This window comes from Pseudosulfitobacter sp. SM2401, from assembly GCF_042932805.1.
Lineage (GTDB): Bacteria > Pseudomonadota > Alphaproteobacteria > Rhodobacterales > Rhodobacteraceae > Ascidiaceihabitans.
In genome coordinates this window covers 3,224,052-3,247,095 of record NZ_CP170633.1, presented here as the reverse complement: position 1 = coordinate 3,247,095, position 23,044 = coordinate 3,224,052, and the positions used below count along the sequence as shown (strand labels likewise).

The following is a 23,044-nucleotide window of genomic DNA, read 5'->3' as shown; positions in this document are numbered from 1 at the left end:
CACGCGCGACGCCGGATGGCAAGCTTGGCCATCCCCCCAACCACGCGTCAATTTGCACAAAAACTGCACAACTTGCGGGCAAGAGTTACGCAATTGAAACGTCATTGCTGTCCCAAGCAAAACATAAAAAAGGACAGGGACATGAAATCATACGTAGTCCGAGGGGTGCCGATGGCGATGCAGCGCGATGGCTGGTGGTTGTCGAGCGCAGCGCCTGCAACCAAGGCGATCAAGCACGCAGGTGAAACCGTTTGGATGCGCCCGCTGTTGCTGGTCGCGTTGATCGCAATGGCGGATGTTTTGCTGTGGAATGTCGCGGCGGGTCTGTCGATTGCGGTCTTTGTGATCGCGCTGGCAGGGGCGGCCGCGTTGGTCATTGATCCGGCGTTGAACATGCGAAAACTGCGGATTGCGGGAATGGGCACATTGCTGTGCGTGTTGCCGGTGGTTGAGCTGGTTCAGCCGCTGTCGGTTTTGATTCTGTGTGCGGGTCTGTCCGTGGTTTTGGCCTTTGTCGCGGGGCTTAGGCCAGATCGATTGTTGATGGGGGCCGTGCGCCTGTGGTGGATCGCTCCGGTTCAAAATATCCGGGACGTCTGGCACTGCACGACAAACGCGGGCTCGGCCAAGATCGAAGCCAGCGCGGTGCGCAACATGTTCATCGGCTGGGGTGTGCCCGTCGCGCTTGGGGTCGTCTTTTTCGCTCTGTTCGCGGGGGCCAATCCGGTGCTTGGCACGTGGGCCGAAACGTTGATCCCCAAGTCGTTGCCAGAACCAGACGTCGCCCGCATGTTTTTCTGGGGCTTTATCGCCTTCATCAGCTGGCCTTGCCTGATCCTGTTCCGATTGCGTGAACGGATGCGCAGCACCCGTCAAATCGTAAGAAACCAACGCAGTTATGCGGTGCTGAATGCGCAATCAATCCTCAGATCGTTAGTGATTTTTAACCTGATGTTTGCGGCGCAGACCTTGATGGACATGTATTTCCTGTACGGCGTCGGCGATTTGCCCGAGGGCATGACCTATGCCAGCTACGCGCATCGCGGTGCCTATCCTTTGCTGGCCACGGCATTGTTAGCTGGGCTGTTCGCGCTGATCTCGCGCCCCTTTGCCAAAGATGCGCCGATGGTACGTTTGTTGCTGCTGTTGTGGGTGGCGCAAACGCTGGCGCTGGTGGTGGCATCGTTGATCCGGATGGATCTGTACATCACCAGCTACGGGCTGACCCACTGGCGCATCGCGGCGGTGATCTGGATGGGTCTGGTTGGCACCGGTTTGGGCGTGGTGTGGCTGCAAATCTGGAAGGACAAGGCGAACGGTTGGATGCTGTTGCGCGTCGGCCTGCTGGGATCAGCGGTTTTGTACGCCTGCGCCTTTACCAGCTTTGATCGCATGATCGCGCGTTACAATCTAACCCACGACGTCACGCAGGACCGCACCTACCTGTGCCAGTTGGACGAGGCCGCGTTTCCCGAAATCCAACGTCTTACCGGCAAGTCAGCGCTTGACTACTGCTACTACCATTACCGCAACCCGACCTACAGCGCGTTTGAACCACAAGACTGGCGTGAATGGGGCTTCCGTAATTGGCGGGTGCGCCGTAGTCTGGCCTCTATGACGTCTGAAACGAGCCAGCCATGAGCCAGTCGATCCTGATCATCGACGATGACCCGCAAATCCGTCAGGTGCTGCGGATCGCAATTGCCCAAGCAGGATTTGACATCGAAGAAGCCGGCGATGGGGCCGAAGGTTTGACCAAGGCGCGCACGGGTCGGTTTGACCTGATTCTGCTGGACATCGGCATGCCGCAAATGGACGGGCTAGAGGTCTGCCGGACCCTGCGCACCACCGATCAAACGCCAGTGTTGTTCCTGACCGCGAGGGACGATGAAATCGATCGGGTCTTGGGGTTCGAACTGGGCGGCGATGATTACGTGACCAAGCCGTTTTCGCCGCGCGAACTGGTCGCCCGCATCCGCGCGATCCTGAAACGCAGCGCCGCACCTGTTGCCAAATCGACAGGCCTGATGCGGGGTTGCTTGCATGTCGATGCCAGCCGGCATTTGTGCGAAATTTCGGGCCGCCCTGTCGCCCTAACCGCGCGGGAAATGGCACTGCTGGCGCACCTGATGGCACAACCCGATCACATCTCGGCCCGTCCTGCGCTGACGGATGCTATGTACGGCGTCAACATTCACGTCAGCGATCGCACCGTCGACAGCCACCTGCGCAACTTGCGGGCCAAACTGACTGCAGGCGGCTGCGGTGATGCCATCGAAACTGTGCACGGCGTTGGCGTTCGGATGGGCCCATGCACAGAATAAGCCGCAAATGGCGCCCACCTTTGGCGCTGGTGATCGGTGGCGGTCTGGCAGGGGTGCTTTTGACGCCGCTGATCGGGATCGTGTATTTTCGCCTCTGGGGAAATGTGCTGGGCTGGGGAGAGGCCGCGTGGCTGGTGTTCTGGATCGCGCTGGTCGCCACAGCGATCCTTGGCTTGCTGCTTTGGCGCTTGGTTCTACGTCCGGTTTACGCGCTGACGGCCCATGCAAAGGCGATCAAGGCGGGCCAAATGGACGCGCCAGCCCCCACACATTTCGGCACGCCGGAGTTTCGCGATTTGGGCCAAAGCGTGATCGATATGGGCGCGACCCTGAACAGTCGTGCCGCGTCTTTGCGGGCCTACGCGGATCACGTCACGCATGAATTGAAATCGCCTCTGACCAGTATTCAGGGCGCGGCAGAGCTGTTGCAATCCGAAGATTTGCCCTCGGATGATCGCACCGCCCTTTGCCAAACTGTTGCCGCGGCGAGCCAACGCATGGATGCCCTGCTAAACGACCTGCGTCGCCACGCGTTGGCCAGCCAAAGCGCAGGTGTTGGAACCTGCCTGCTGCTTGATAGCCTGCCGGATGATCCGCCACTCAAGATCACTTGTCACGGCACAACGCCTGTTCCGTTGGAGCCTCAGGATCTGCGCGCGATCCTTGTTCAGCTGGCGCAGAATGCAGCGGCGCATGGCGCAACGACGTTGGGTATCGACTGGGACGGCACGCGCATGCTGGCCCAAGATAACGGTCAAGGAATTGCCCAAGGTGACGCATCCCGCATCTTTGACCCGTTCTTTACCACGCGCCGTGACGCGGGTGGCACAGGCATGGGCCTTAGCATCGTGCGGTCGTTGCTGGCCACGCGAGGCGGGCAGATCGAACTGCAAGCCAGCGCCCAAGGTGCCTGCTTTTTAATCACATTTGACTAAGATCACACACTCGCAATTGAGAATCATTTGCAAAAGCTTGACTTTTTGCGAATGACTCGCATATTCATTCTAACAAGTGATGAAAAAGGGTGTGCCATGATCGATCGCCGTCAATTGCTTTCTACTTTTAGCGCCAGTGCTTTGGTTGGCATGGCGACCCCTGTGTGGGCCGCTGGTGCGTTGAACATCGTGGCAACCACGGGCATGATTGCCGATGCCGCGCGCCGTATTGGCGGTGACGCTGTTGTCGTGCGCGCACTGATGGGTCCGGGCGTTGATCCGCATGCCTATCGTCAAACCCGTAGCGATATTGTCGCCATGACGCGTGCCGATCTGGTGCTGTGGCATGGTCTGTATCTCGAGGCGCAAATGGAGCGTTTCTTTGAAGAACTTAGCCGCAAACGCCGCGTCGTTGCTGTCGCCCAAGGTTTGCCCAAAGATCAGTTGCTGAGCCACGAAGATTACGCAAACCGCTTTGATCCGCACGTCTGGATGGATCCGAACATGTGGGTCATGGTTGTGGACGCGGTTGCGGCTGCCCTCAGCGAGCAACGACCGGAGATGAGCCCGACTTTTGCCGCCAACGCGGATACATACAAGGCCGAGCTGGTCGCACTTGCAGACTACGCCGACGTGACCTTGAACAAAGTTCCTAGCGAGCAACGTATTCTGCTGACCGCCCACGATGCCTTTAGCTATTTCGGGCGGGCATACGGGTTCGAAGTGATTGGCATCCAAGGAATTTCGACGCAATCAGAAGCAGGCTTGAACCGCGTCAGTGCGTTGGTCGACATGCTGGTGGACCGCAAGCTTGAGGCGGTCTTTGTCGAAAGTTCGGTGTCAGATCGCAACGTGCGCGCCCTGATCGAAGGGGCCGCAGCCCAAGGACACACCGTCAAAATTGGCGGCGAGTTGTTCAGCGATGCGATGGGCGTCGATGGCACCTATGAGGGCACGTATCTGGGCATGATCGACCACAACGTGACGACAATTGCATCCGCTTTGGGGGCCGATGTGCCCGCCGGCGGCATGCAAGGCAAACTAGGTTTGGAAAGCTAAGCATGAGCATTGAACTGGCGACCCTAAACGGACAAAGCGCTGATCGCGCAGCACGGGATCAAAGCCCGCTCGCGATCCGTGGCATGACAGTGTCATACGGCCAAAAACCAGCAGTGTTCTCGGTTGATATGACCGTGCGCCCCGGTGCCATGACTGCGATCATCGGGCCAAACGGCGCGGGTAAATCGACGCTGCTCAAGGCCACGCTTGGCATCATTACGCCGCTTGCGGGCACGTCCACTGTGTTTGGCAAAACCGTTGCGCGCCAACGGGACCGGATCGCCTATGTGCCGCAACGCGCCAGTGTCGATTGGGATTTCCCGACACGGGTGATCGATGTGGTGATGATGGGACTGTATGCGCAACTGGGTCTGCTTGGCCGCGTGCGCGCGCATCACCGCGCCCAAGCGTTGGATTGTCTGGCCCGTGTCGGCATGCAAGACTTTGCGACCCGTCAAATCGGGCAACTGTCCGGCGGGCAACAACAACGTGTGTTTCTGGCCCGTGCCTTGGCGCAACAGGCTGATTTGTATCTGCTGGACGAACCCTTTGCAGGTGTCGATGCCGCGACGGAAAAAGCCATCATCGATGTGCTGAAATCTTTGCGTGACGCGGGCAAAACCGTTGTTGCAGTGCACCACGATTTGTCGACGGTCGCTGAGTATTTTGACGACGTGTTCCTGATCAACACCCAAGCGGTTGCTGCTGGGCCCGTCGCTGACGTTTTCACGCAAGAAAACTTGCAAGCGACCTATGGCGGCCGCTTGGCCGGCGCGCAGATGGATTCGCTCTCCGCTGCGACGGCCTAAACCGGTGTTGTTCGACGCGCTGACTTTGCAGCTAGGCTACAACGCCACGCTGGTCACAATTGGCGCAACCCTTTTGGGCATGGCCGCGGGTGTTGGCGGCACATTTCTATTCTTGCGCAAACGGGCACTGGTCAGCGATGCGATCAGCCACGCAACACTGCCGGGCATCGGACTGGCGTTCATCATCATGGTGGCGCTTGGCGGTGATGGGCGATCCTTGATCGGACTACTTGGCGGCGCGGCGGTGTCTGCAGGCCTTGGGTTGCTCTGCGTCAGCTGGCTAAGCACGCGAACTCGGTTGGCGGAAGACGCGGCCATCGGCGCGGTTCTGTCGGTCTTTTTCGGCTTTGGGGTGGTTATCTTGACGATCATCCAAACGATGAACGCAGGGCGGCAAGCGGGGTTAGAGGGGTTTTTGTTAGGCTCTACCGCAGGCATGTTGCGCAGTGACGCAGCCATCCTCGCCGGCGCGGCAGCGTTGACATTGGCGCTGGTGTTGCTTTTGCGCCGGCCATTGACCTTGGCGGCTTTCGACCCGGAATATGCGACAGCCAGCGGGCAAAACGTGACGCGCATCGATTTGGCGATGATGGGCATTGTGCTGGCTGTGACGGTTGTGGGGCTCAAGATTGTTGGTCTGATCCTGATTGTTGCTTTGCTGATAATTCCACCAGTCACGGCCCGCTTTTGGACAGAGCGTACGGACCACGTGGTGCTGATTTCTGGCATCGTCGGCGGTGTTTCAGGGTATGTTGGCGCTGCGATATCTGCGGCGATCCCTGATGTGCCCACTGGTCCGATCATTGTGTTGGTTGGCTTTGCGTTGTTCGCGCTGTCACTGTTGCTGGCACCAAGACGTGGCGTGATGTCATCCTTTCTTCGCCACAGATCGTTCCAGCGGCGGGTGCACCTGCGCCAAGGGTTGCTAGCCATGGCCCAATCTCAACCGATCTACGAGGGGTTAACTTTGCGCCTGCTGCGGCGTGCGGATCTCGTGCGCCCTGACGGTGTGCCGACAAATTCGGGCCAAGCACGCGCGGCCAAAGCCATGCTGGACGAAGCCCGCTGGAGCATCGTACGCGGCGATCAAAGCTATGAAGCGGCGGCCGCCCTTTATGACGGATTAACCGACATCGAAACACTGCTAACCCCAGACCAGATTACCGAAATCGACGGACGACTTGCCGCCCCATCCGAGGTGCCAGCATGACCGGTTCCGAATTCGTGCCACTGTCTTTGCCCCCTTTGTTGATCGGTATTTGCGTTGCAATCGCCTGCGCTTTGCCCGGTAATTTTCTGGTGCTGCGCCGCCAAGCTTTGATCGGTGATGCGATCAGTCACGTGGTCTTGCCCGGCATTGTCGTGGCGTTCCTGATTAGCGGTGTTGTCGCAACACTGCCGATGCTTTTGGGGGCTGCGGGGGCCGCCGTTGTTGCGGTTGCTGCCATCGAATTGATCCGTCGTTTGGGCAAGATTGAACCAGGTGCTGCGATGGGCGTGGTGTTCACGACAATGTTCGCAGGCGGCGTTTTGTTGCTCGAAAAATCCGATACCAGCAGCGTGCATTTGGATGTGGAACACGCCCTGTTTGGCAACTTGGAAAGCCTGATTTGGTTGGATGCGACCGGATGGTCATCGGTGTCCGACATCGACGCGCTGGCTGGGTTGCCGGTTGAGTTGCCGCGCATGGCCATCACGCTCATCGGGGTCGCGCTGTTCATCGCGATCTTCTGGCGACCGCTTAAGATTTCGACCTTCGACGAAGGGTTCGCGCGGACAATGGGGATGCGTACAGGGCCGCTGGGTCTGGCGCTGGTGATCGTGTCGGCGATCGCGGCCGTGGCAGCCTTTGACGCGGTTGGGTCAATCATCGTGATCGCGATGTTTATCTGCCCGCCAGCCGCCGCACGATTGATGACAAACCGTTTGGAAACCCAAATCGCGTGGTCCGTTGCCTTTGCGATCCTTGCTGCGATCTCAGGCTACATGATCGCAGGCTACGGTCCACTTTGGATTGGCTTTCACGGCTCTGTCAGCGCCGCAGGAATGATCGCAACAATGTCCGGCGTCATACTGGGTATCGCCGCACTAAAAGGCCCACATCGGCAACGCGCGACCTAAGATCCGCGATAGGTCGAATAGCCAAACGGCGACAGCAAGAGAGGCACGTGATAGTGCGCTTCTTCGTCATCAATGCCAAACCGGATCGGGATTTCGTCCAGAAATTTAATCTCGCCCGTCGCCAGATTGTTCTGATCCAAATACTCACCTGTTTGAAAAACCAGCTCGTACTGCCCGACGGTCATTTTGCCAGACGGCAAGATCGGCGTATCGGTGCGCCCGTCTGCATTCGTCACAGCCTGCGCAATCTTTTCGCGCAAATTGCCCGACAAAAGATACAGTGAAATTGTGATGCCATCCGCCGGTAAACCGCGCGCGGTGTCCAAAACATGCGTCGTTAAATATCCGTTTGCCATGGCCGTCATCCCTTTGATCTGTGCGCCACAGCTTGACCACAGGGGCAAAGCAAACGCAAAAGGAAATCATGAATACAAAAATCAATCCTCCCCGTTACCCACGTGATTTTGCAGGCCATGGGGCAACACCGCCAAATGCCGATTGGCCAAATGGCGCGCGCATTGCCGTGCAATTTGTGCTGAACTACGAAGAGGGCGGCGAAAACTGCTTGCTCCACGGCGACACAGCATCCGAGGCATTCTTGTCCGAAATCGTTGGGGCGGCCCCTTGGGTCGGGCAGCGGCATTGGAACATGGAAAGCATCTACGACTACGGCGCACGCGCTGGTTTCTGGCGTCTGCACCGTCTGTTCACTGGCGCGAATGTTCCAGTTACGGTTTACGGCGTTGCGAGCGCGTTGGCGCGCAGCCCCGATCAGGTCGAAGCGATGCAATCCGCCAACTGGGAAATAGCCAGTCACGGCTTGAAATGGATCGATTACAAAGACCACACGCCCGAGGCCGAAGCCGCAGACATCGCCGAAGCAATCCGTCTGCACACCGAAGTCACTGGCGAACGCCCGCGTGGTTGGTACACGGGGCGCTGTTCGGTCAACACTGTGGCTTTGGCGGCGGCGCAAAGGCTCGATTACATCAGCGACACCTACGACGACGACCTGCCGTATTGGGTGCAGATCGACGGGCGTGATCAGCTGATCATTCCCTACACACTTGATTGCAACGACATGCGATTTGCGACGCCGCAGGGGTTCAATTCGGGTGACCAGTTTTACGCGTATCTGAAAGACACGTTTGATGCGCTTTATGCCGAAGGGCAGGCCGGTCAGGCCAAGATGATGTCGATTGGTCTGCATTGTCGTTTGATCGGGCGACCGGGGCGGGTGCGGGCGCTGAAACGGTTCGTTGAGTATATCCAAGGATTTGAAGGCGTTTGGACCCCGCGCCGGATCGAAATCGCGGAACATTGGGTCGCAAATCATCCACCGGCGCCAAAATCAATTGTCGCTTCGCAGTTGCCACGCGCCGAATTTCTGGCACATTTCGGCGGCATCTTTGAGCATTCAGAATGGATCGCAGATCGCGCGTTTGATCTGGAACTTGGGCCCGCCCATGACAGCGTCGCGGGCGTTCATTCGGTTCTGTGCCGGATGTTCCGCAGCGCATCGGATGCAGAACGTCTTGGCGTTCTGAACGCGCATCCAGACCTTGCGGGCAAACTGGCTGCGGCCAAGCGTTTGACAGCAGAAAGCACCGCTGAACAAGCCAGCGCGGGCCTTGATGCGCTGACAGATGACGAGCGCGCAGCCTTTAGCGACATGAACACGACCTACGTTGCCAAACACGGTTTTCCGTTCATCATCGCGGTCAAAGATCACGACAAAGCCGGTATTTTACGCGCCTTTGAACGGCGCATTGGCAGCGACACTGCAACCGAATTCACCGAGGCCTGCAAGCAGGTCGAACGCATCGCGCGCTTGCGCTTGGAGGCCCTTTTATGACCTACGCATTCCCCCCCGGCGGCCTGCCTGACCAAACAGTTAACCCCGAAGGCACCGCTGTTTTCACCGAAGCCTACGCGGTCATTCCCGCCGTCACCCAGCGTGATATCGTGACCAGCTTTTTGCCCGGCTGGGACAAAACCCGCATCTGGATTTTGGCGCGCCCGCTGTCCGGATTTGCCGAAACTTTCGCGCAATACGCCGTTGAAATCGCCCCCGAAGGCGGCAGCGATGACCCCGAACCAAACCCCGAAGCGCAGTGCGTGATTCTGATTGCCTCGGGCACTTTGACCTTGACGATCAACGAGGAAACGCATGTTTTGAATGAGGGCGGCTACGCCTACATCCCACCCATGGCCGACTGGACTTTGCACAACAAAGGCACCGATCTGTGCAAATTCCACATGATCCGCAAGCAGTATGAACCGGCAGAAGGCATTGATTTGCCAACCGCTTTTGTGACCTCGGACAAGGACGTCGCGCCCATCGCGATGCCCGATTGTGACGAGGTCTGGTCGACGACCCGCTTTGTCGAACCGACAGATTTGCGCCACGACATGCACGTCAACATCGTCACCTTCAAACCAGGTGGACGGATCCCGTTTGCGGAAACCCATGTGATGGAACACGGGCTTTACGTGCTGCAAGGCACCGCCGAATATCTGCTGAACAAAGACTGGGTTAACGTCGGCCCGTCCGATTTCATGTGGTTGCGCGCCTTCTGCCCACAAGCCTGCATTGCGACGGGTGACGAACCGTTCCGCTATCTGCTGTACAAAGACGTGAACCGGCACCCGATGCTATGAGCGAAACGATCAAATGCGAGGCTCTGACCGCCGCCGCCTTTGCCCCGTTTGGCGATGTGATCGACTGCGCGGGTGATCCGGACAAGATCATCAATGCGGGTCTGTGCGGGCGCTACCACGACCGCGCGGCGATGGATTTCGGATCAGACGGGCGCGCTGGTATCAGCCTGTTTAACGCGACGCCGCGCAGCTTGCCCTACACTTTGGATTTGATGGAGCGGCACCCCGAAGGGTCCCAAGCGTTCATTCCGATGACTGAACATGGATTTCTTGTGACCGTCGCCACAGACCTGAACGGAAGGCCCGACACGCCGCGTGCGTTCCTGACTTTAGCAGGGCAAGTGATTAATATTTATGCAAATACTTGGCACGGCGTCCTCACACCCTTGCAAAGCCCTGGACTGTTTGCTGTCGTGGATCGTATTGGTGAAACGCCAAATCTCGAAGAAGTTTTCCTTGATCCGCCATATGTTGTGGTCTCATAGTTCGGCACTGCCGCAAAAAGACGGCATGAAATAGCAATAGGGACAGATTTAATGACAGACTCCAGCTTGGGGACGCCAGAACAACTGCGCGATCCAAACTACACACCCGCCTTGGGCAAAGCGATCCCGCTTGGCATCCAGCATGTCTTGGCGATGTTCGTATCGAACGTAACCCCTGCGATTATCATTGCGGGTGTTGCTGGGTTCGGGTTCGGCGCACCGGGCGCTGATATTCCAACACTCATCTATTTGATCCAGATGGCGATGCTGTTTGCCGGTGTTGCGACACTGATCCAAACCATCGGCATAGGGCCGGTCGGGGCCAAGCTGCCCATCGTCCAAGGCACGTCATTCGCGTTTTTGCCGGTGATGATCCCCGCGATGATTGGTGCTGGAACCGCTGGCTTGGCGGGCTTGATGACAGGCGTTGTCATCGGCGGTATTTTCCACGCGGTCCTTGGCCTGTTTGTCGGCAAAATCCGCTTTGCTTTACCGCCATTGGTGACAGGCCTGATCGTTTTGATGATCGGTTTGGCGCTGATCAAGGTCGGCATTCAATACGCCGCTGGTGGCGCTGGCGATTTCAACATGTCCAAACCAACTTGGGGCAGTGCGTCGAACTGGTTCCAAGCTGGCGTCGTGATCTTTGTGACCTTGGGGCTCAAATTCTTTACCCGTGGATTGTTGTCTGTAGCAGCCGTTCTGATTGGCCTGATCGCGGGCTACGTCGTCGCCTACGCAATGGGTGATGTTAGCATGGCTGGTGTCGGTCGCGCAGGCTGGTTCCAACTGCCAAGTCCGTTCAAATTCGGATTCGAGTTGAACTGGGCGATCATCATCGGCATGTGCCTGATGGCGTTCATCTCGGCGATTGAAACGGTTGGCGACGTATCGGGTATCACCAAAGGTGGCGCAGGTCGCGAAGCAACAGATGCCGAAGTCACAGGTGCCACATTCGCTGACGGTATCGGGTCTGCAATCGCGGGCGTGTTCGGCAGCTTGCCCAACACATCGTTCAGCCAAAACGTTGGTCTGATCGCAATGACAGGCGTGATGTCGCGCCACGTTGTGACCATCGGCGCGGTGTTTTTGATCATCTGCGGTCTGATCCCAAAGGTCGGCGCGGTTATCAACACAGTCCCAATCCAAGTGCTGGGTGGCGGTGTCATCGTGATGTTTGGCATGGTCGCCGCTGCGGGTGCATCGATGCTGTCTGACGTGAATTGGAACAGCCGCAACATGGTGATTTTTGCGGTGTCTTTGTCTGTCGGCCTAGGTCTGCAACAGGTGCCAAACGCCATGGCGTTCTTGGGTGACACAGCACGCATCTTGCTGACGTCTGGCCTGTTGCCAGCCGCGTTCATCGCGATCGTGCTGAACTTGGTCCTGCCCGAAGATTTGGGCTAAACCATCTAAAAACCATTGGCCTGCGCCCTTGCGGCGCGGGCTTTTTCATGCGTGATTGTGTGCAGCACACAGACGAGGTTCGCCATGAAAGACGACAATTTCCTACGCGCTAACAATGCCCGCCACATGTGGCATCCGATGGGGCATCCGGGCGATGCAATCGAACATGCGCCCACGATCATTTCGGGCGCAAACGGGTCAACAATCACCGACATTGACGGGCACGACACCATCGATGCTGTTGGTGGTTTGTGGTGCGTGAACCTCGGCTATTCCAACGATGTGGTCAAAGACGCGATTGCCAAGCAATTGTACGATTTGCCGTATTATTCCGCCTTTGCGGGCACGTCCAATCCGACAGCAATCGAGGCATCATATGCTGTTCGCGAGTTCTTTGAGGCCGACGGCATGGCGCGCGTGTTTTTCACGTCCGGCGGATCGGATTCCGTAGAAACCTGCCTGCGCCTTGCGCGTCAGTATCACCGGATCAAAGGCGAACCGAACCGTACAAAATTCCTGTCGTTGAAAAAGGGCTACCACGGCACGCATTTCGGCGGCGCGTCAGTCAACGGCAACAACCGTTTTCGGATCAATTACGAACCGCTGATGGCCGGTTGTTTCCACCTGCCGTCGCCCTATCCGTACCGCAACCCGTTTAACGAAACGGACCCTGACGTGCTGGCGCAAAACATTGCCGCGGCGATGGAAGACGAAATTGCGTTCCAAGGGGCCGGATCAATCGCAGCCTTCATCATGGAACCGATCCAAGGGGCCGGCGGCGTCATTGTGCCCGGCGGAAACTTTATGAAGTTGATGCGCGAGATTTGTGACCGCCACGGCATTCTGATGATCGCGGACGAAGTGATCACCGGTTTTGGTCGCTCAGGCGATTGGACGGGCAGTCGTCATTTTGGCGTCAAACCTGACATGATGTGTTGCGCCAAAGGCATCACCTCGGGGTACTTCCCGGTGGGGGCCGCATTGATGAACGAAGAGGTCGCTGAGACCTTTGAAAAAGCTGATGAAACCGGCGCGATCTACCACGGCTACACCTATTCCGCGCATCCCGTCGGGGCCGCCGCGGTCACGGCATGTATTTCTGAAACGCTGCGTTTGGACACAAAAACCAATGCCGCAGTACGGGGCGCACAATTGTACGACGGATGCATCAAGCTGATGGAAAAACACGGTATCATCGGTGACGTGCGTGGCGGTCATGGATTGATGACAGGGCTGGAATTGGTGTCAGATAAAGCCAACAAAACACCGATGGACATGACCACCATGAAGCGTATCCACAAAGCGACGTATGACGCAGGCACGATGGTGCGTTTGGGGGCCAACAACATCCTGATGTCGCCGCCATTGATCATCACCGAGGCCGAAATCGACCACGTGTTGGCTTGTCTGGACACAGGGCTAGGGGCGGCGTAGGCGCGTTAAGCATAAGCGGAATTGATGGGCTAAACATCGCCTTAGATGGCTGGCAGAATCGCGCGTAGTTATGCTACATTTCGCGGTATGGCAGCCATGAACCCCAATATCGGCGAAAACCGCCCTGTTATCCGTCAGTTGGACGATGCCGCGATCAATCGGATTGCAGCAGGCGAGGTTGTGGAACGTCCCGCGTCTGCCGTCAAAGAGCTGGTCGAGAACGCAATTGACGCAGGCGCGCGCCGGATCACGATAGACGTCGCGGATGGCGGCAAACGATTGATCCGTGTCACCGACGATGGCTGCGGGATTGCGGGCGCGGATTTGCCGCTGGCGTTGTCACGTCACGCCACGTCAAAAATCGACGGGTCCGACCTTTTGAACATCCACACCTTTGGCTTTCGCGGCGAGGCATTGCCGTCCTTGGGCGCGGTGGGTCGCTTGAATATCACCTCGCGTGTGCCGGGTGCTGCTGCGTTCGAAATCAGCGTTGAAGGCGGCGACGTCGGCACTGTGCGCCCCGCCGCATTGAACGCTGGCACCGTGATCACATTGCGCGATTTGTTTTACGCAACACCTGCGCGCCTGAAGTTTTTACGCACCGATCGGGCAGAGACCCAAGCGATCAATGACATCGTCAAACGACTGGCGATGGCTGAGCCTTTTGTGCGGTTCGAATTGCGTGACGTCAGCGGCGACGCACCCCGCACGACGTTCAAAGCCGAGGCCGAAAACGGCGATATGTTCGATGCGCTGCACGGGCGCTTGTCCACGGTTTTGGGGCGCGAATTCGCGGACAATTCGCTGCGCATTGATGCTCTGCGCGAAGGGCTGCACCTGACGGGATACGCCGCTTTGCCGACCTATTCACGTGGGTCTGCCGTCGCGCAATTCCTATTCGTGAACGGGCGTCCTGTGCGCGACAAACTGTTGGTGGGTGCCCTGCGCGGTGCTTATTTCGATTTTCTCAGCCGTGACCGCCACCCTGCCGCAGCGCTGTTTTTGGATTGCGACCCGACGCTGGTTGACGTGAACGTGCATCCCGCCAAATCAGAGGTGCGGTTTCGCGATCCTGGTCTTGCGCGCGGGCTGATCGTTTCCGCGCTGCGTCATGCTTTGGCGGAGGCCGGACATCGCGCGTCGTCAACCGTCGCGGGGGCAACTTTGGGGGCGATGACGCCTGAACCTGTCGGCTCTGCGCGGGTCTATCAGATGGACCGCCCGTCGGTAGGTGCGCGCGGCGCTTCCTATCAGGCGCAGGCTCCGGGCTTTGCGGAAATGGCGCAGGATTACAGCGGACAAGTGGTTGATGATGTTCCGACCCCCGAGGTCGCGCAAGACGACTTGCCACTGGGAACAGCGCGCGGGCAAGTGCATGAAAACTACATCATTGCGCAAACCGCCACAGGCATGGTGATCGTCGATCAACACGCCGCACACGAACGTTTGGTTTACGAAAAACTCAAAACCCAAATGGCTGAAAATGGCGTGGCAACCCAAGGTTTGCTGATCCCTGAAATCGTCGAACTGTCCGAAGGCGACTGCGCGCGATTGTTGGAAGTGGCCGATGAATTGGCGCGTTTTGGTTTGGGCATCGAACCATTCGGCGGGGCTGCAATTGCCGTGCGCGAAACGCCAGCAATCTTGGGCGAAGTCAACGCGCGAGCGATGATTTTGGATATTTTGGACGAACTCGCCGACCAAGGATCATCAAACATGGTCCAAGCGCGGGTCGAAGCGATCCTAAGCCGGGTGGCCTGCCATGGCTCAATCCGGTCAGGTCGGTGGATGCGCGCCGAAGAAATGAACGCGCTGCTGCGCGAAATGGAAGCGACGCCGCACTCGGGTCAATGCAACCACGGTCGACCAACGTATGTGGAGCTAAAGCTGGCCGATATCGAGCGGCTGTTCGGGCGCACATGATCGAAGTTGGCGGTGCCTTGATCCCTGTGAATGTTGCGGTTTTGGCTGCGATGGGCGTGCTTGTTCTGATCGTGATTTTGCTGCTGATCGCGTCTGGCCGTGCGGCGCGGCGGGCGGCGGCAGCCAGTACATTGTTGTCACAAAACATGGTTGTGCTGGGCCAAAACGTGCAGCACCTCAGCACGGGTCAGGCGCAATTACAGGGCGGTTTGCAGACCGTGTCCGACACCCAAGCCAACGCACAAACGCAGGTTATTCAAACAGTTGAGGCACGCTTGGCCGCTGTTCAGCAACAAATGCAGGACCGTTTGGCCGACAACGCCATGCGCTCGCAGCGCGCCATGGCAGAGCTGCAAGAACGGATGAAGGAAACCCTGCACGGGTCTTCAAAACAGACGACAACCAGCCTGACGCAATTGCAAGAACGACTGGCTGCAATCGACAAGGCGCAGGACAATATCACCAAGCTTTCGGGCGATGTTTTATCGCTGCAAGACATCCTGTCGAACAAGCAAACGCGCGGTGCATTTGGTGAAATTCAGCTGACGGACATCGTTGGCAAAGCTTTGCCGCGCGACAGCTACAAGCTGCAAGAAACGCTGAGCAATGGCAAACGTGCCGACTGCCTGATTTCGCTGCCCAATCCGCCCGGCCCCATTGTTATTGATAGCAAATTTCCGCTGGATGCCTACGAGGCGCTGCGGAATGCCAAGACGGATTACGACCTGAAGGCCGCAGTTGTGCGGTTCAAAGTGGACGTCAAAAAGCACATCCGTGACATCAGTGAAAAATACATCATCGAAGGCGAAACCGCAGACGGTGCTTTGATGTTTTTGCCCTCCGAAGCGGTCTACGCAGAGCTGCACGCAAACTTTCCTGAATTGGTGCGCACCGGCTTTGATGCCCGCGTTTGGATCGTGTCGCCGACCACTTGTATGGCGACGCTGAACACGATGCGTGCGATCCTCAAAGACGCCCGCATGCGCGAACAAGCAGGCGCGATCCGCACGACGCTAAAGCAGTTGCACCGAGACGTAGAACTGGTGGTGGAACGTGTCGATAAATTGAACACGCATTTCAGTCTTGCCCGCAAGGATCTGGACGGGATTGGCACCGCCGCCGAACGCGCAGGCAAACGGGCGGAACGCTTGGACAACTTCGATTTCGAAGAGCTGACAGCGGATGAAATTGCCGCCAACGTGGTGCCGCTGAAACAGCCGGACAGCTGACAATCGTGCGACGCTACCTTTCGTAGTATGTCTTCGCTTGGGTCCCGAGGGCGCTCATCATCTTTAGGTAGGGCACCGGTCCGTGACTGATGCGCGCGACCCCCAAATCAGCAAGGTCGGCAATGCTCTGGGTCTCATCTGTGCGCATAATGTTAACGGGCAATGGGCTGTGTTTGACCAATCGTTCGATCAAAACCGGATTGGTTAATCCAGGTGCAAACAATCCGTCAGCGCCCGCGTTTGCATAGGATTTGGCGCGCTCGATCAATGGGACGATCAGGTCGCTGTGTTCTTCGGGTTTCGCGCCCATGAACAGTAAATCGCATCGTGCGTTTATGAACATTTCAACGCTGCTGGCTCGCAAAACCTTGATCCGTTCGCATTGATCGCCCGTGTCGTGCAGCCCTTGGCCGCCGATCACGCGATCCTCAAGATTCAAACCACACGCACCCGTTTCAAGCAGCGTTTCGATGTTGGTTTTTAAGCCAGAAAGATCATCCGCAAAGCCGCCCTCAAAGTCCACAGTGACGGGTTGTGAAACAGCGTCGATGATCTGCGCGGTTGTGTCGATGAAACGGGTAAAGGGCATGACTTGCCCATCGTCAAATCCTTGCGAACGCGCCACGGCCCAGCTGCCTGTAGCGATCACAGGCGCGCCGGATTTCGCAACCGCACTGGCGCTGCCAGCGTCCCAGATGTTGAACAAGATCAACGGATTGCCGGGTATGTGAAACGGTCTGAGGTCAGTCATTGAAATTGCCTTTCGAGGTCAATTAATTTGCGTTTGCGCCATAGCCCGCCGCCATATCCGGTCAGGCTGCCATCTGCGCCCAACACGCGGTGACACGGGATCAGAATGGCGATTTGGTTTGCCCCGTTCGCACGGGCAACGGCGCGTGTTGAATCTGGTTTTCCCAAATCACGAGCCAGGTCGGAGTAGCTGCGGGTCTGCCCTGCCGGGATCAATTGCAGTGCGTCCCAAACGGATTTGGTGAACGGTGTACCTGCGGGTGCCATTGGGGTTTTGAAGTCAGCAGAGCGCCCTTCGAAAAAGGCCTCTAATTCTGATTTTGCTTGGGCGAGCGGGGCGGTGCGGCCCAGTCCGATCCCGGTTGGCGTTGCCTTGACGAGGCGTTTCAATTCGGCAGGAAGGGCCTTGCGATCAGCGAATTCCAACAGGTGCAAATGGGTTTGATCTGCGACACCGATCATCGGACCCAATGCCGTTTGAAACCAATCTGCGCGCAACAATGCATCCGGTGAAAACGCACCGGGATTTAGCCCCAGCATTCTGCCAAATGCGGCGCGAAAGGCGGACGCGCTCTCAAAGCCCGCTTCGAGCTGGGCATCAATCACCTGCCCGCCAGCGGCCAATGTTGTGAATCCCATTTGCAAGCGTCGTGCGCGCGCCATGTCCAAAAACGTGGTGCCAAAGGTCCGTTTGAACGCGCGCCGTATTGTGGATGGATCGTGGCCCAGCGCGACAACTTCTGTCTCGGACCAGCGTTTCGCCGGATCGGCGTCTAGGCGGGTCAGCAGATCTTGGACGGCGGGATCATCCGGGATCAAACTGTGCAGCGGATAGCAGCGTTTGCAGGGTCGAAAACCAGCGTCAAAGCACGCGGCTGGGCTGGCGTAAAACGTACAATTCTCGGGTTTGGGTTTTCGGGCAGGGCAGGTAAGCCTGCAAAACACGCCGGTTGAACTGACGCCAACAAAGGCGCGTCCATCCCATGCAGGATCGCGGGCCAGCAAGGCGGCATACAGGGTGGCGTCATCGGGCAGATCAAAAAGCATAAATAGAGCTTAGCAAACCCGCGCTGCAAAGGGTGCCGATTTTCGGGCGTTTACAGATAAAAAAGGGCGAGGTTTCCCCCGCCCGATTTCACATATTCTCAGGAGAGAATTCAGATGCCGATAAAGCGCTGCGCAATGCGGGGAATGATCCCCTTGAATTTCAGCGGCGCGTCGGTGACAGCCAGGCAAATACAATCGGTGTGGATGTCGGCAATCGGCGTGTGATGCAGATCGCTGTCCGCAAATTCGACATCACCACAGGCGAAATAATCGTCTTCGTCCTGAAACGCACCCTGCAAAACCATCGTCATTTCGATGCCTTCATGGCCGTGATCAGGCATCGCAGCCCCGGCGGGAATGAACAGCAGACGCGCGCTGGCATCTGATGACGTTGGCAACACCGCTTGTTTCACGCCCAGCCCGATGGCGCGCCATTTCACTGATTCCAAATCGCCGCCGACGTAGTCTTGCAATGGTGAGGGCAGCACGCCTTTGGGCCGGGCCTTCATCGTGATGGTTTCGGACGGGTGCGCATCAATCAGGGCAAAGGTCGCGGCAAGGCTGTCCGCCGTCATCGACGTGTGCGCAGATTTGGAGGTGTCCAACAATTCACCGCCAACCGCGTCAAAGCTTTCTGCTTGCGCACGGCACACGTCACACAGCGAAATGTGGCTTGCGACCATCAAGTTAAACGCTTCTGGCAATGTGCCTGCGGAATAGGCCATCAGAATGTCGTCCGTCAGGTGGTGTTTGATTGTGTCTGTCATAACATGTTCACTTCATAACGTGGCGCAAGCGTTCCAGCGCCAATCTAATTCTTGATTTGATCGTGCCAAGGGGCAGACCGGTTTGGGCGGCAATTTCGCTGTGGGACAGATCCCCGAAATATGCCTTTTCTAGCAATTCCCGCTGAGCGGACGGCAAGTCCTGTATGGCTTTGCCGAGTATTTCCGTTTCCTGCTGCAGCGCGATTGTATCGGCCTGATCAGGTTCGTGTTCGGGGCCCCAAGTCAGTTCTTCTGGCTCGGGACGGCGCTGCTTGCGCAGCAAATCAATTCTTCTGTTCCGTGCGATCGTAAAGATCCACGTCGCAACCGATGCCCGTGTTGCATCAAACATGTGGGCCTTGCGCCACAACGTCGCCATGACGTCTTGGGCACATTCTTCGGCCAGTGATGCATCGGACCCAGATTTCATCAAGAAACCCTTCACGCGCGGCGCAAAGTGCTCGTACAGCTCTGCAAAGGCTGCCCTATCCTGATGTTGGCGGATGCGGATCATATGATCGACCCACAGGTTCCGTTTGTTGTCTTCTTGTTTCACGCGTCTCAGTTCTTTTGCGGCCCGTTTAGGTACTGCCCCGGCAATGCGTCCGGGAAACAGGCTTGGGTGGCCATGATCGGCAGTTGATAGACCCGTTAACATGATAGTGATACGGAGCACCTCAGCGGTTGGATCACTTGGTTGGTAAAATTAATTTATCCGCATTTGCATCCGGTTGCGGACATGGATCGTACCTATTGTACATCTGACAGTAATACAGGACGCACCAACTTATGCCATCTCATCAACTTGCTTCGGCGAATTCGCGTATTGCGGTCATCGGAGCTGGAATTTCCGGTATGGGCGCTGCGTACCACCTCAGCACAGATGCAAGCGTTACACTGTTTGAATCGGAGCCGCGGTTGGGTGGTCATGCCCGCACCAAGATGGCTGGCAAGCGCGGTGACCAGCCTGTCGATACCGGTTTCATCGTGTTCAACTATGCAAACTATCCACACATGGCAGCGTTGTTCGCTGAACTGGACGTGCCCGTGATCAAATCCAACATGAGCTTTGGCGCTTCGATTGGCGGCGGCAAGCTGGAATACGGATTGGCAGGGCTTGGTGCGATATTCGCCCAACGATCCAATGCCTTGAACCCAAAGTTTCTGGGCATGATCCGCGACATCATCCGGTTCAACAAAAACGCACTGCGCATTGCACAGGATCGCACCCTGACGGTTGGTGGCTTTCTGAAGGTGCTCGGAACCGGCGATTGGTTTCGCGACTACTACCTGCTGCCTCTGTCCGGTGCGATCTGGTCGACGCCGACGCAAAAGATTATGGACTATCCGGCGCATTCGATGATCCAATTCTTTGAGAACCACGCGCTGCTGGGCGTGACCGGCCAGCACCAATGGTACACGGTCGATGGTGGGTCCATCGAATATGTGCGCCGTTTGGGCGATGCGATGACAGCGCGCGGCGTCCAGATGCGGTTGGGCACAGCGGTGCAATCTGTGCGACGCACGGCCCTGGGGGTCCAGATCAAGGCATGGGGCGGCGACTGGGAAACCTTTGATGATGTGATCTTTGCCACCCATTCCGATGACACGCTGGCTTTGCTCGCTGATCCAAGTGGTGCAGAAAATGCAGCGCTCGGCGCGATAAAATATCAACCCAACGATATTATTCTGCACGCCGATGAAACGATCATGCCAAAACGACGCGCGACGTGGTCGTCTTGGGTTTACACCGAAGATGAAACCACCAGCCGCGATCAGATTGACCTGACCTATTGGATGAACTCGCTGCAACCGATCCCGATGGATGATCCGCATTTTGTGACGCTGAATACAAAACGCCCAATCCGCGATGAATTGATCTATGATCAAGTCACCCTGCGCCATCCCGTTTACGACAAGGCTGCTTTGGCCGCCCAAGACGTGGTGCGCGCAATGAACGGCACGAACAACACGTGGTTCACAGGTGCATGGATGCAGCACGGTTTTCACGAGGACGGTCTGGCCAGTGCTGTGAACGTCGCTAATGCCATCAAAGCCCGCAACATGATCAAAGTCGCCGCTGAATGAACACAACCGTCGATCATATCCAGGGCCAGACGTTTCACGGACGCAAAGGCGACGTGAACAACGGTTTTCGCTATTCCATCGACTACGTGTTGTTGGATGCGGACGCGGATGTGCAAACGCCGTCGCTGTTCGGTCGAAATGCGCGTGGCGCGATGTCTGTTCAGGATGTGGACCACGGTGGCGAAATCAAAGGCGGGCGCGGTGCTACGTGGGTGCGCGAGGTGCTGCAAACGCACCAAATCACTGGCGTTGTGCGGATCGAATTGCTGGCGCAGCCTCGGGTGCTTGGGCATGTGTTTAACCCTGTCAGTTTTTGGCTGTGTCGGCGCGCAGATGACGCAATGATAGCTGTCATCGCTGAGGTCTCCAACACATTCGGCCTGCGCCACAGCTATTTGGTGCATCACCCTGACCTGCGGCCCATCGCGCCCACCGACCGTCTAAGCGCGCAAAAATTCATGCATGTTTCACCCTTCCAGCCGGTGAAAGGCGGGTACGTCTTTCGATTTGATATTTCACCTGAACGGATCGGGGTCTGGATCGACTACACCCGCGGCGACGGTGGTGTGATCGCAACGCTGACCGGCGCGCGTCGTCCGATCAGCAACGCCAGTATCTTGCGCGCGATGATCAGACGCCCGTTTGGATCGCGCCGCGTGCTGGGTCTAATCCATTGGCAAGCGGTCAAGCTGTGGTTCAAGGGGGCGAAATTCCGGCCCAGCCCGACCCCACCTGAACACGACGTGACGCGCGGATGAGCACGACAATCATGGACATAAAGGCACCCACACGGCTGCCTGCCTATGGTGTGTTCGCAGCGCTTTTGTCTGCAGCTGGGCTGCCGATCTACATCCACGCGCCCAAATTTTACGTGGATGAATACGGCGTGTCGCTCGTTGCGCTGGGCACGGTTTTGTTTGTGCTGCGCTTGCTGGATGTGGTTCAGGATCCGCTGTTCGGGCGCTGGTCTGAACGCTATCGGCACAACCGCAAAGCGATGGTCTTTGGCGGTTGTGTGGTGATCGCCGCAGGAATGATTGGGCTGTTTGCGATCCCGCCTTTGCTGCCGCCGCTGATCTGGTTTGGGGTGATGCTGACGTTGGTGTTTTCAGCCTTCTCGTTTCTGACGATCAACTTTTACGCTCAGGGGGTGTTGAAGGCCGATGATCTCGGCGCACAAGGCCACTTGCGGCTCGCGCGGTGGCGCGAAACCGGTGCGTTGTTGGGCGTGTGTGTTGCCGCGATTGCGCCAGTTGTGTTGGGCAACTTTATGGGTGCGCCATTTGCCGGTTTCGCCATTGGTTTTGCGGTTCTGGCCGTTTTGTCCGTGCTGCTGATGCAACGCGAATGGGGGGCTGGGCATGTACAGGCATCAACCGGATTCGCGACCGTGTTACAGGACAAAATCGCGCGTCGTTTGTTGCTGATCGCTTTGATCAATGCCGCCCCCGTTGCCGTCAGTTCGACCCTGTTTTTATTCTTTGTGGAATCGCGCCTTGCCGCACCGGGTTTTGAAGGGCCGCTGCTGCTGGTCTTTTTTCTGTCTGCGGCCTGCGCGGCCCCGGTCTGGAGCCACCTTGCCGAACGTTACAGCATCAAACCCATTTTGCTGACGGCCATGGCGATGTCGATCCTGTCGCTGGGATTTGCGCTGACGTTGGGCGCTGGTGACTGGATGGCCTTTGCGTTGATTTGCCTTGCATCGGGGGCGGCGCTGGGCGCGGATCTGACCCTGCTGCCTGCGTTGTTTTCGGCGCGTATGGCCCGCATTTCGCCCTCTGCCGCCGAAGGGTTCGGGCTGTGGTCATTTGTGTCGAAATTCACCTTGGCATTTGCCGCTGTGGCCCTGTTGCCGACGCTGCAATTCGCTGGGTTTCAAAGCGGATCGCAGGACAATCCAGAGACTGCGTTGACCACCCTCACGATATTATACGCCGGCGTGCCTTGCGCGCTCAAAGCCATCGCCATGTTGCTGTTCGCAGCGACCAACCTAGAGGAGACCTAA

The 23,044-nt window shown here is 57.5% G+C and carries 22 protein-coding genes; 17 read left to right on the top strand and 5 right to left on the bottom strand.

The features are described from left to right. Positions 1-141: 141 nt before the first annotated feature. The 7 genes from ACFIO0_RS15930 to ACFIO0_RS15900 all read left to right on the top strand — a co-directional run bounded on the left by ACFIO0_RS15930 (position 142) and on the right by ACFIO0_RS15900 (position 7,248). Entirely contained in the window at positions 142-1,641 is a 1,500-nt protein-coding gene (locus tag ACFIO0_RS15930) for a DUF4153 domain-containing protein (RefSeq protein ID WP_390911376.1), read from the top strand. Beyond that, positions 1,638-2,324, top strand: a complete 687-nt coding sequence (locus tag ACFIO0_RS15925) for a response regulator (RefSeq protein WP_390911375.1) — start codon at positions 1,638-1,640, stop codon at positions 2,322-2,324. The genes ACFIO0_RS15930 and ACFIO0_RS15925 overlap by 4 nt, the downstream gene beginning before the upstream one ends. Further along, complete coding sequence (locus ACFIO0_RS15920) at positions 2,312-3,259, top strand: ATP-binding protein (protein ID WP_390911374.1); 948 nt, start codon at positions 2,312-2,314, stop codon at positions 3,257-3,259. The genes ACFIO0_RS15925 and ACFIO0_RS15920 overlap by 13 nt, the downstream gene beginning before the upstream one ends. 96 nt (positions 3,260-3,355) lie before the next feature. Beyond that, complete coding sequence (locus tag ACFIO0_RS15915; protein ID WP_390911373.1) at positions 3,356-4,318, top strand: metal ABC transporter solute-binding protein, Zn/Mn family; 963 nt, start codon at positions 3,356-3,358, stop codon at positions 4,316-4,318. Positions 4,319-4,320: 2 nt separating this feature from the next. Next, positions 4,321-5,127 carry an ATP-binding cassette domain-containing protein gene (locus ACFIO0_RS15910; protein ID WP_390911372.1) on the top strand — a complete coding sequence of 269 codons (807 nt, stop codon included), beginning with the start codon at positions 4,321-4,323 and terminating at the stop codon, positions 5,125-5,127. Between the two features lie 4 nt (positions 5,128-5,131). Next, on the top strand, positions 5,132-6,337 hold the full coding sequence (locus tag ACFIO0_RS15905; RefSeq protein ID WP_390915351.1) for an iron chelate uptake ABC transporter family permease subunit: 1,206 nt from the start codon (positions 5,132-5,134) through the stop codon (positions 6,335-6,337). Further along, on the top strand, positions 6,334-7,248 hold the full coding sequence (locus tag ACFIO0_RS15900) for a metal ABC transporter permease (RefSeq protein ID WP_390911371.1): 915 nt from the start codon (positions 6,334-6,336) through the stop codon (positions 7,246-7,248). The genes ACFIO0_RS15905 and ACFIO0_RS15900 overlap by 4 nt, the downstream gene beginning before the upstream one ends. Here the strand turns inward: ACFIO0_RS15900 and uraH are convergent. Continuing rightward, on the bottom strand, positions 7,245-7,604 hold the full coding sequence (gene uraH / locus ACFIO0_RS15895) for a hydroxyisourate hydrolase (protein ID WP_390911370.1): 360 nt from the start codon (positions 7,602-7,604) through the stop codon (positions 7,245-7,247). The two genes, ACFIO0_RS15900 and uraH, sit on opposite strands and share 4 nt — an antisense overlap. A gap of 68 nt (positions 7,605-7,672) precedes the next feature. Between uraH and puuE the strand changes: the two genes are divergently transcribed. The 7 genes from puuE (at position 7,673) to ACFIO0_RS15860 (ending at position 16,387) form a co-directional block, all read left to right on the top strand. Further along, complete coding sequence (gene puuE / locus ACFIO0_RS15890; protein ID WP_390911369.1) at positions 7,673-9,103, top strand: allantoinase PuuE; 1,431 nt, start codon at positions 7,673-7,675, stop codon at positions 9,101-9,103. Beyond that, positions 9,100-9,909: a bifunctional allantoicase/(S)-ureidoglycine aminohydrolase gene (locus ACFIO0_RS15885; RefSeq protein WP_390911368.1), complete on the top strand. Its 810-nt coding sequence runs from the start codon at positions 9,100-9,102 to the stop codon at positions 9,907-9,909. The genes puuE and ACFIO0_RS15885 overlap by 4 nt, the downstream gene beginning before the upstream one ends. Further along, positions 9,906-10,394 (top strand): ureidoglycolate lyase, encoded by a 489-nt coding sequence (locus tag ACFIO0_RS15880; protein ID WP_390911367.1) that lies wholly within the window; start codon positions 9,906-9,908, stop codon positions 10,392-10,394. The genes ACFIO0_RS15885 and ACFIO0_RS15880 overlap by 4 nt, the downstream gene beginning before the upstream one ends. Before the next feature lie 51 nt (positions 10,395-10,445). Next, positions 10,446-11,801: a solute carrier family 23 protein gene (locus ACFIO0_RS15875; RefSeq protein ID WP_390911366.1), complete on the top strand. Its 1,356-nt coding sequence runs from the start codon at positions 10,446-10,448 to the stop codon at positions 11,799-11,801. Positions 11,802-11,885: 84 nt separating this feature from the next. Further along, on the top strand, positions 11,886-13,235 hold the full coding sequence (locus ACFIO0_RS15870; protein WP_390911365.1) for an aminotransferase class III-fold pyridoxal phosphate-dependent enzyme: 1,350 nt from the start codon (positions 11,886-11,888) through the stop codon (positions 13,233-13,235). Positions 13,236-13,322: 87 nt separating this feature from the next. Continuing rightward, the gene (gene mutL / locus ACFIO0_RS15865; protein WP_390915350.1) at positions 13,323-15,158 is read left to right on the top strand and encodes a DNA mismatch repair endonuclease MutL; all 1,836 of its coding nucleotides are present in this window, start codon (positions 13,323-13,325) and stop codon (positions 15,156-15,158) included. Continuing rightward, on the top strand, positions 15,155-16,387 hold the full coding sequence (locus ACFIO0_RS15860) for a DNA recombination protein RmuC (protein ID WP_390911364.1): 1,233 nt from the start codon (positions 15,155-15,157) through the stop codon (positions 16,385-16,387). The genes mutL and ACFIO0_RS15860 overlap by 4 nt, the downstream gene beginning before the upstream one ends. Positions 16,388-16,400: 13 nt before the next feature. Here ACFIO0_RS15860 and ACFIO0_RS15855 read toward each other — a convergent pair whose 3' ends face one another. The 4 genes from ACFIO0_RS15855 to ACFIO0_RS15840 form a co-directional block, all read right to left on the bottom strand. Next, a complete protein-coding gene (locus ACFIO0_RS15855; RefSeq protein WP_390911363.1) occupies positions 16,401-17,138 on the bottom strand; it encodes an isocitrate lyase/phosphoenolpyruvate mutase family protein in 738 nt (245 codons plus the stop codon). After that, positions 17,135-18,184 (bottom strand): methylated-DNA--[protein]-cysteine S-methyltransferase, encoded by a 1,050-nt coding sequence (locus tag ACFIO0_RS15850; protein WP_390911362.1) that lies wholly within the window; start codon positions 18,182-18,184, stop codon positions 17,135-17,137. The genes ACFIO0_RS15855 and ACFIO0_RS15850 overlap by 4 nt, the downstream gene beginning before the upstream one ends. A 110-nt stretch (positions 18,185-18,294) precedes the next feature. Further along, positions 18,295-18,951: a ChrR family anti-sigma-E factor gene (locus tag ACFIO0_RS15845; RefSeq protein WP_390911361.1), complete on the bottom strand. Its 657-nt coding sequence runs from the start codon at positions 18,949-18,951 to the stop codon at positions 18,295-18,297. 7 nt (positions 18,952-18,958) lie between these two features. Further along, the gene (locus ACFIO0_RS15840; protein WP_390915349.1) at positions 18,959-19,465 is read right to left on the bottom strand and encodes a sigma-70 family RNA polymerase sigma factor; all 507 of its coding nucleotides are present in this window, start codon (positions 19,463-19,465) and stop codon (positions 18,959-18,961) included. A 275-nt stretch (positions 19,466-19,740) separates the two neighbouring features. Between ACFIO0_RS15840 and ACFIO0_RS15835 the strand changes: the two genes are divergently transcribed. Genes ACFIO0_RS15835 through ACFIO0_RS15825 form a run of 3 tightly spaced genes read left to right on the top strand, consistent with a single transcriptional unit; the run spans position 19,741 to position 23,044 of the window. Further along, the gene (locus ACFIO0_RS15835; protein WP_390911360.1) at positions 19,741-21,039 is read left to right on the top strand and encodes an FAD-dependent oxidoreductase; all 1,299 of its coding nucleotides are present in this window, start codon (positions 19,741-19,743) and stop codon (positions 21,037-21,039) included. Then, positions 21,036-21,797 carry a DUF1365 family protein gene (locus ACFIO0_RS15830; protein ID WP_390911359.1) on the top strand — a complete coding sequence of 254 codons (762 nt, stop codon included), beginning with the start codon at positions 21,036-21,038 and terminating at the stop codon, positions 21,795-21,797. The genes ACFIO0_RS15835 and ACFIO0_RS15830 overlap by 4 nt, the downstream gene beginning before the upstream one ends. After that, positions 21,794-23,044, top strand: coding sequence for an MFS transporter (locus tag ACFIO0_RS15825; RefSeq protein ID WP_390911358.1), 1,251 nt, complete (start codon positions 21,794-21,796; stop codon positions 23,042-23,044). The genes ACFIO0_RS15830 and ACFIO0_RS15825 overlap by 4 nt, the downstream gene beginning before the upstream one ends.

Coding starts and splice junctions, on each gene's coding strand:
- ACFIO0_RS15925 (WP_390911375.1), top strand. CDS start 1,638: ATGAGCCAGTCGATCCTGATCATCGACGATGACCCGCAAATCCGTCAG.
- ACFIO0_RS15910 (WP_390911372.1), top strand. CDS start 4,321: ATGAGCATTGAACTGGCGACCCTAAACGGACAAAGCGCTGATCGCGCA.
- ACFIO0_RS15860 (WP_390911364.1), top strand. CDS start 15,155: ATGATCGAAGTTGGCGGTGCCTTGATCCCTGTGAATGTTGCGGTTTTG.
- ACFIO0_RS15880 (WP_390911367.1), top strand. CDS start 9,906: ATGAGCGAAACGATCAAATGCGAGGCTCTGACCGCCGCCGCCTTTGCC.
- ACFIO0_RS15830 (WP_390911359.1), top strand. CDS start 21,036: ATGAACACAACCGTCGATCATATCCAGGGCCAGACGTTTCACGGACGC.
- uraH (WP_390911370.1), bottom strand. CDS start 7,604: ATGGCAAACGGATATTTAACGACGCATGTTTTGGACACCGCGCGCGGT.
- ACFIO0_RS15930 (WP_390911376.1), top strand. CDS start 142: ATGAAATCATACGTAGTCCGAGGGGTGCCGATGGCGATGCAGCGCGAT.
- ACFIO0_RS15855 (WP_390911363.1), bottom strand. CDS start 17,138: ATGACTGACCTCAGACCGTTTCACATACCCGGCAATCCGTTGATCTTG.
- ACFIO0_RS15885 (WP_390911368.1), top strand. CDS start 9,100: ATGACCTACGCATTCCCCCCCGGCGGCCTGCCTGACCAAACAGTTAAC.
- ACFIO0_RS15915 (WP_390911373.1), top strand. CDS start 3,356: ATGATCGATCGCCGTCAATTGCTTTCTACTTTTAGCGCCAGTGCTTTG.
- ACFIO0_RS15920 (WP_390911374.1), top strand. CDS start 2,312: ATGCACAGAATAAGCCGCAAATGGCGCCCACCTTTGGCGCTGGTGATC.
- ACFIO0_RS15835 (WP_390911360.1), top strand. CDS start 19,741: ATGCCATCTCATCAACTTGCTTCGGCGAATTCGCGTATTGCGGTCATC.
- puuE (WP_390911369.1), top strand. CDS start 7,673: ATGAATACAAAAATCAATCCTCCCCGTTACCCACGTGATTTTGCAGGC.
- ACFIO0_RS15840 (WP_390915349.1), bottom strand. CDS start 19,465: ATGATCCGCATCCGCCAACATCAGGATAGGGCAGCCTTTGCAGAGCTG.
- mutL (WP_390915350.1), top strand. CDS start 13,323: ATGGCAGCCATGAACCCCAATATCGGCGAAAACCGCCCTGTTATCCGT.
- ACFIO0_RS15900 (WP_390911371.1), top strand. CDS start 6,334: ATGACCGGTTCCGAATTCGTGCCACTGTCTTTGCCCCCTTTGTTGATC.
- ACFIO0_RS15875 (WP_390911366.1), top strand. CDS start 10,446: ATGACAGACTCCAGCTTGGGGACGCCAGAACAACTGCGCGATCCAAAC.
- ACFIO0_RS15825 (WP_390911358.1), top strand. CDS start 21,794: ATGAGCACGACAATCATGGACATAAAGGCACCCACACGGCTGCCTGCC.
- ACFIO0_RS15870 (WP_390911365.1), top strand. CDS start 11,886: ATGAAAGACGACAATTTCCTACGCGCTAACAATGCCCGCCACATGTGG.
- ACFIO0_RS15850 (WP_390911362.1), bottom strand. CDS start 18,184: ATGCTTTTTGATCTGCCCGATGACGCCACCCTGTATGCCGCCTTGCTG.
- ACFIO0_RS15845 (WP_390911361.1), bottom strand. CDS start 18,951: ATGACAGACACAATCAAACACCACCTGACGGACGACATTCTGATGGCC.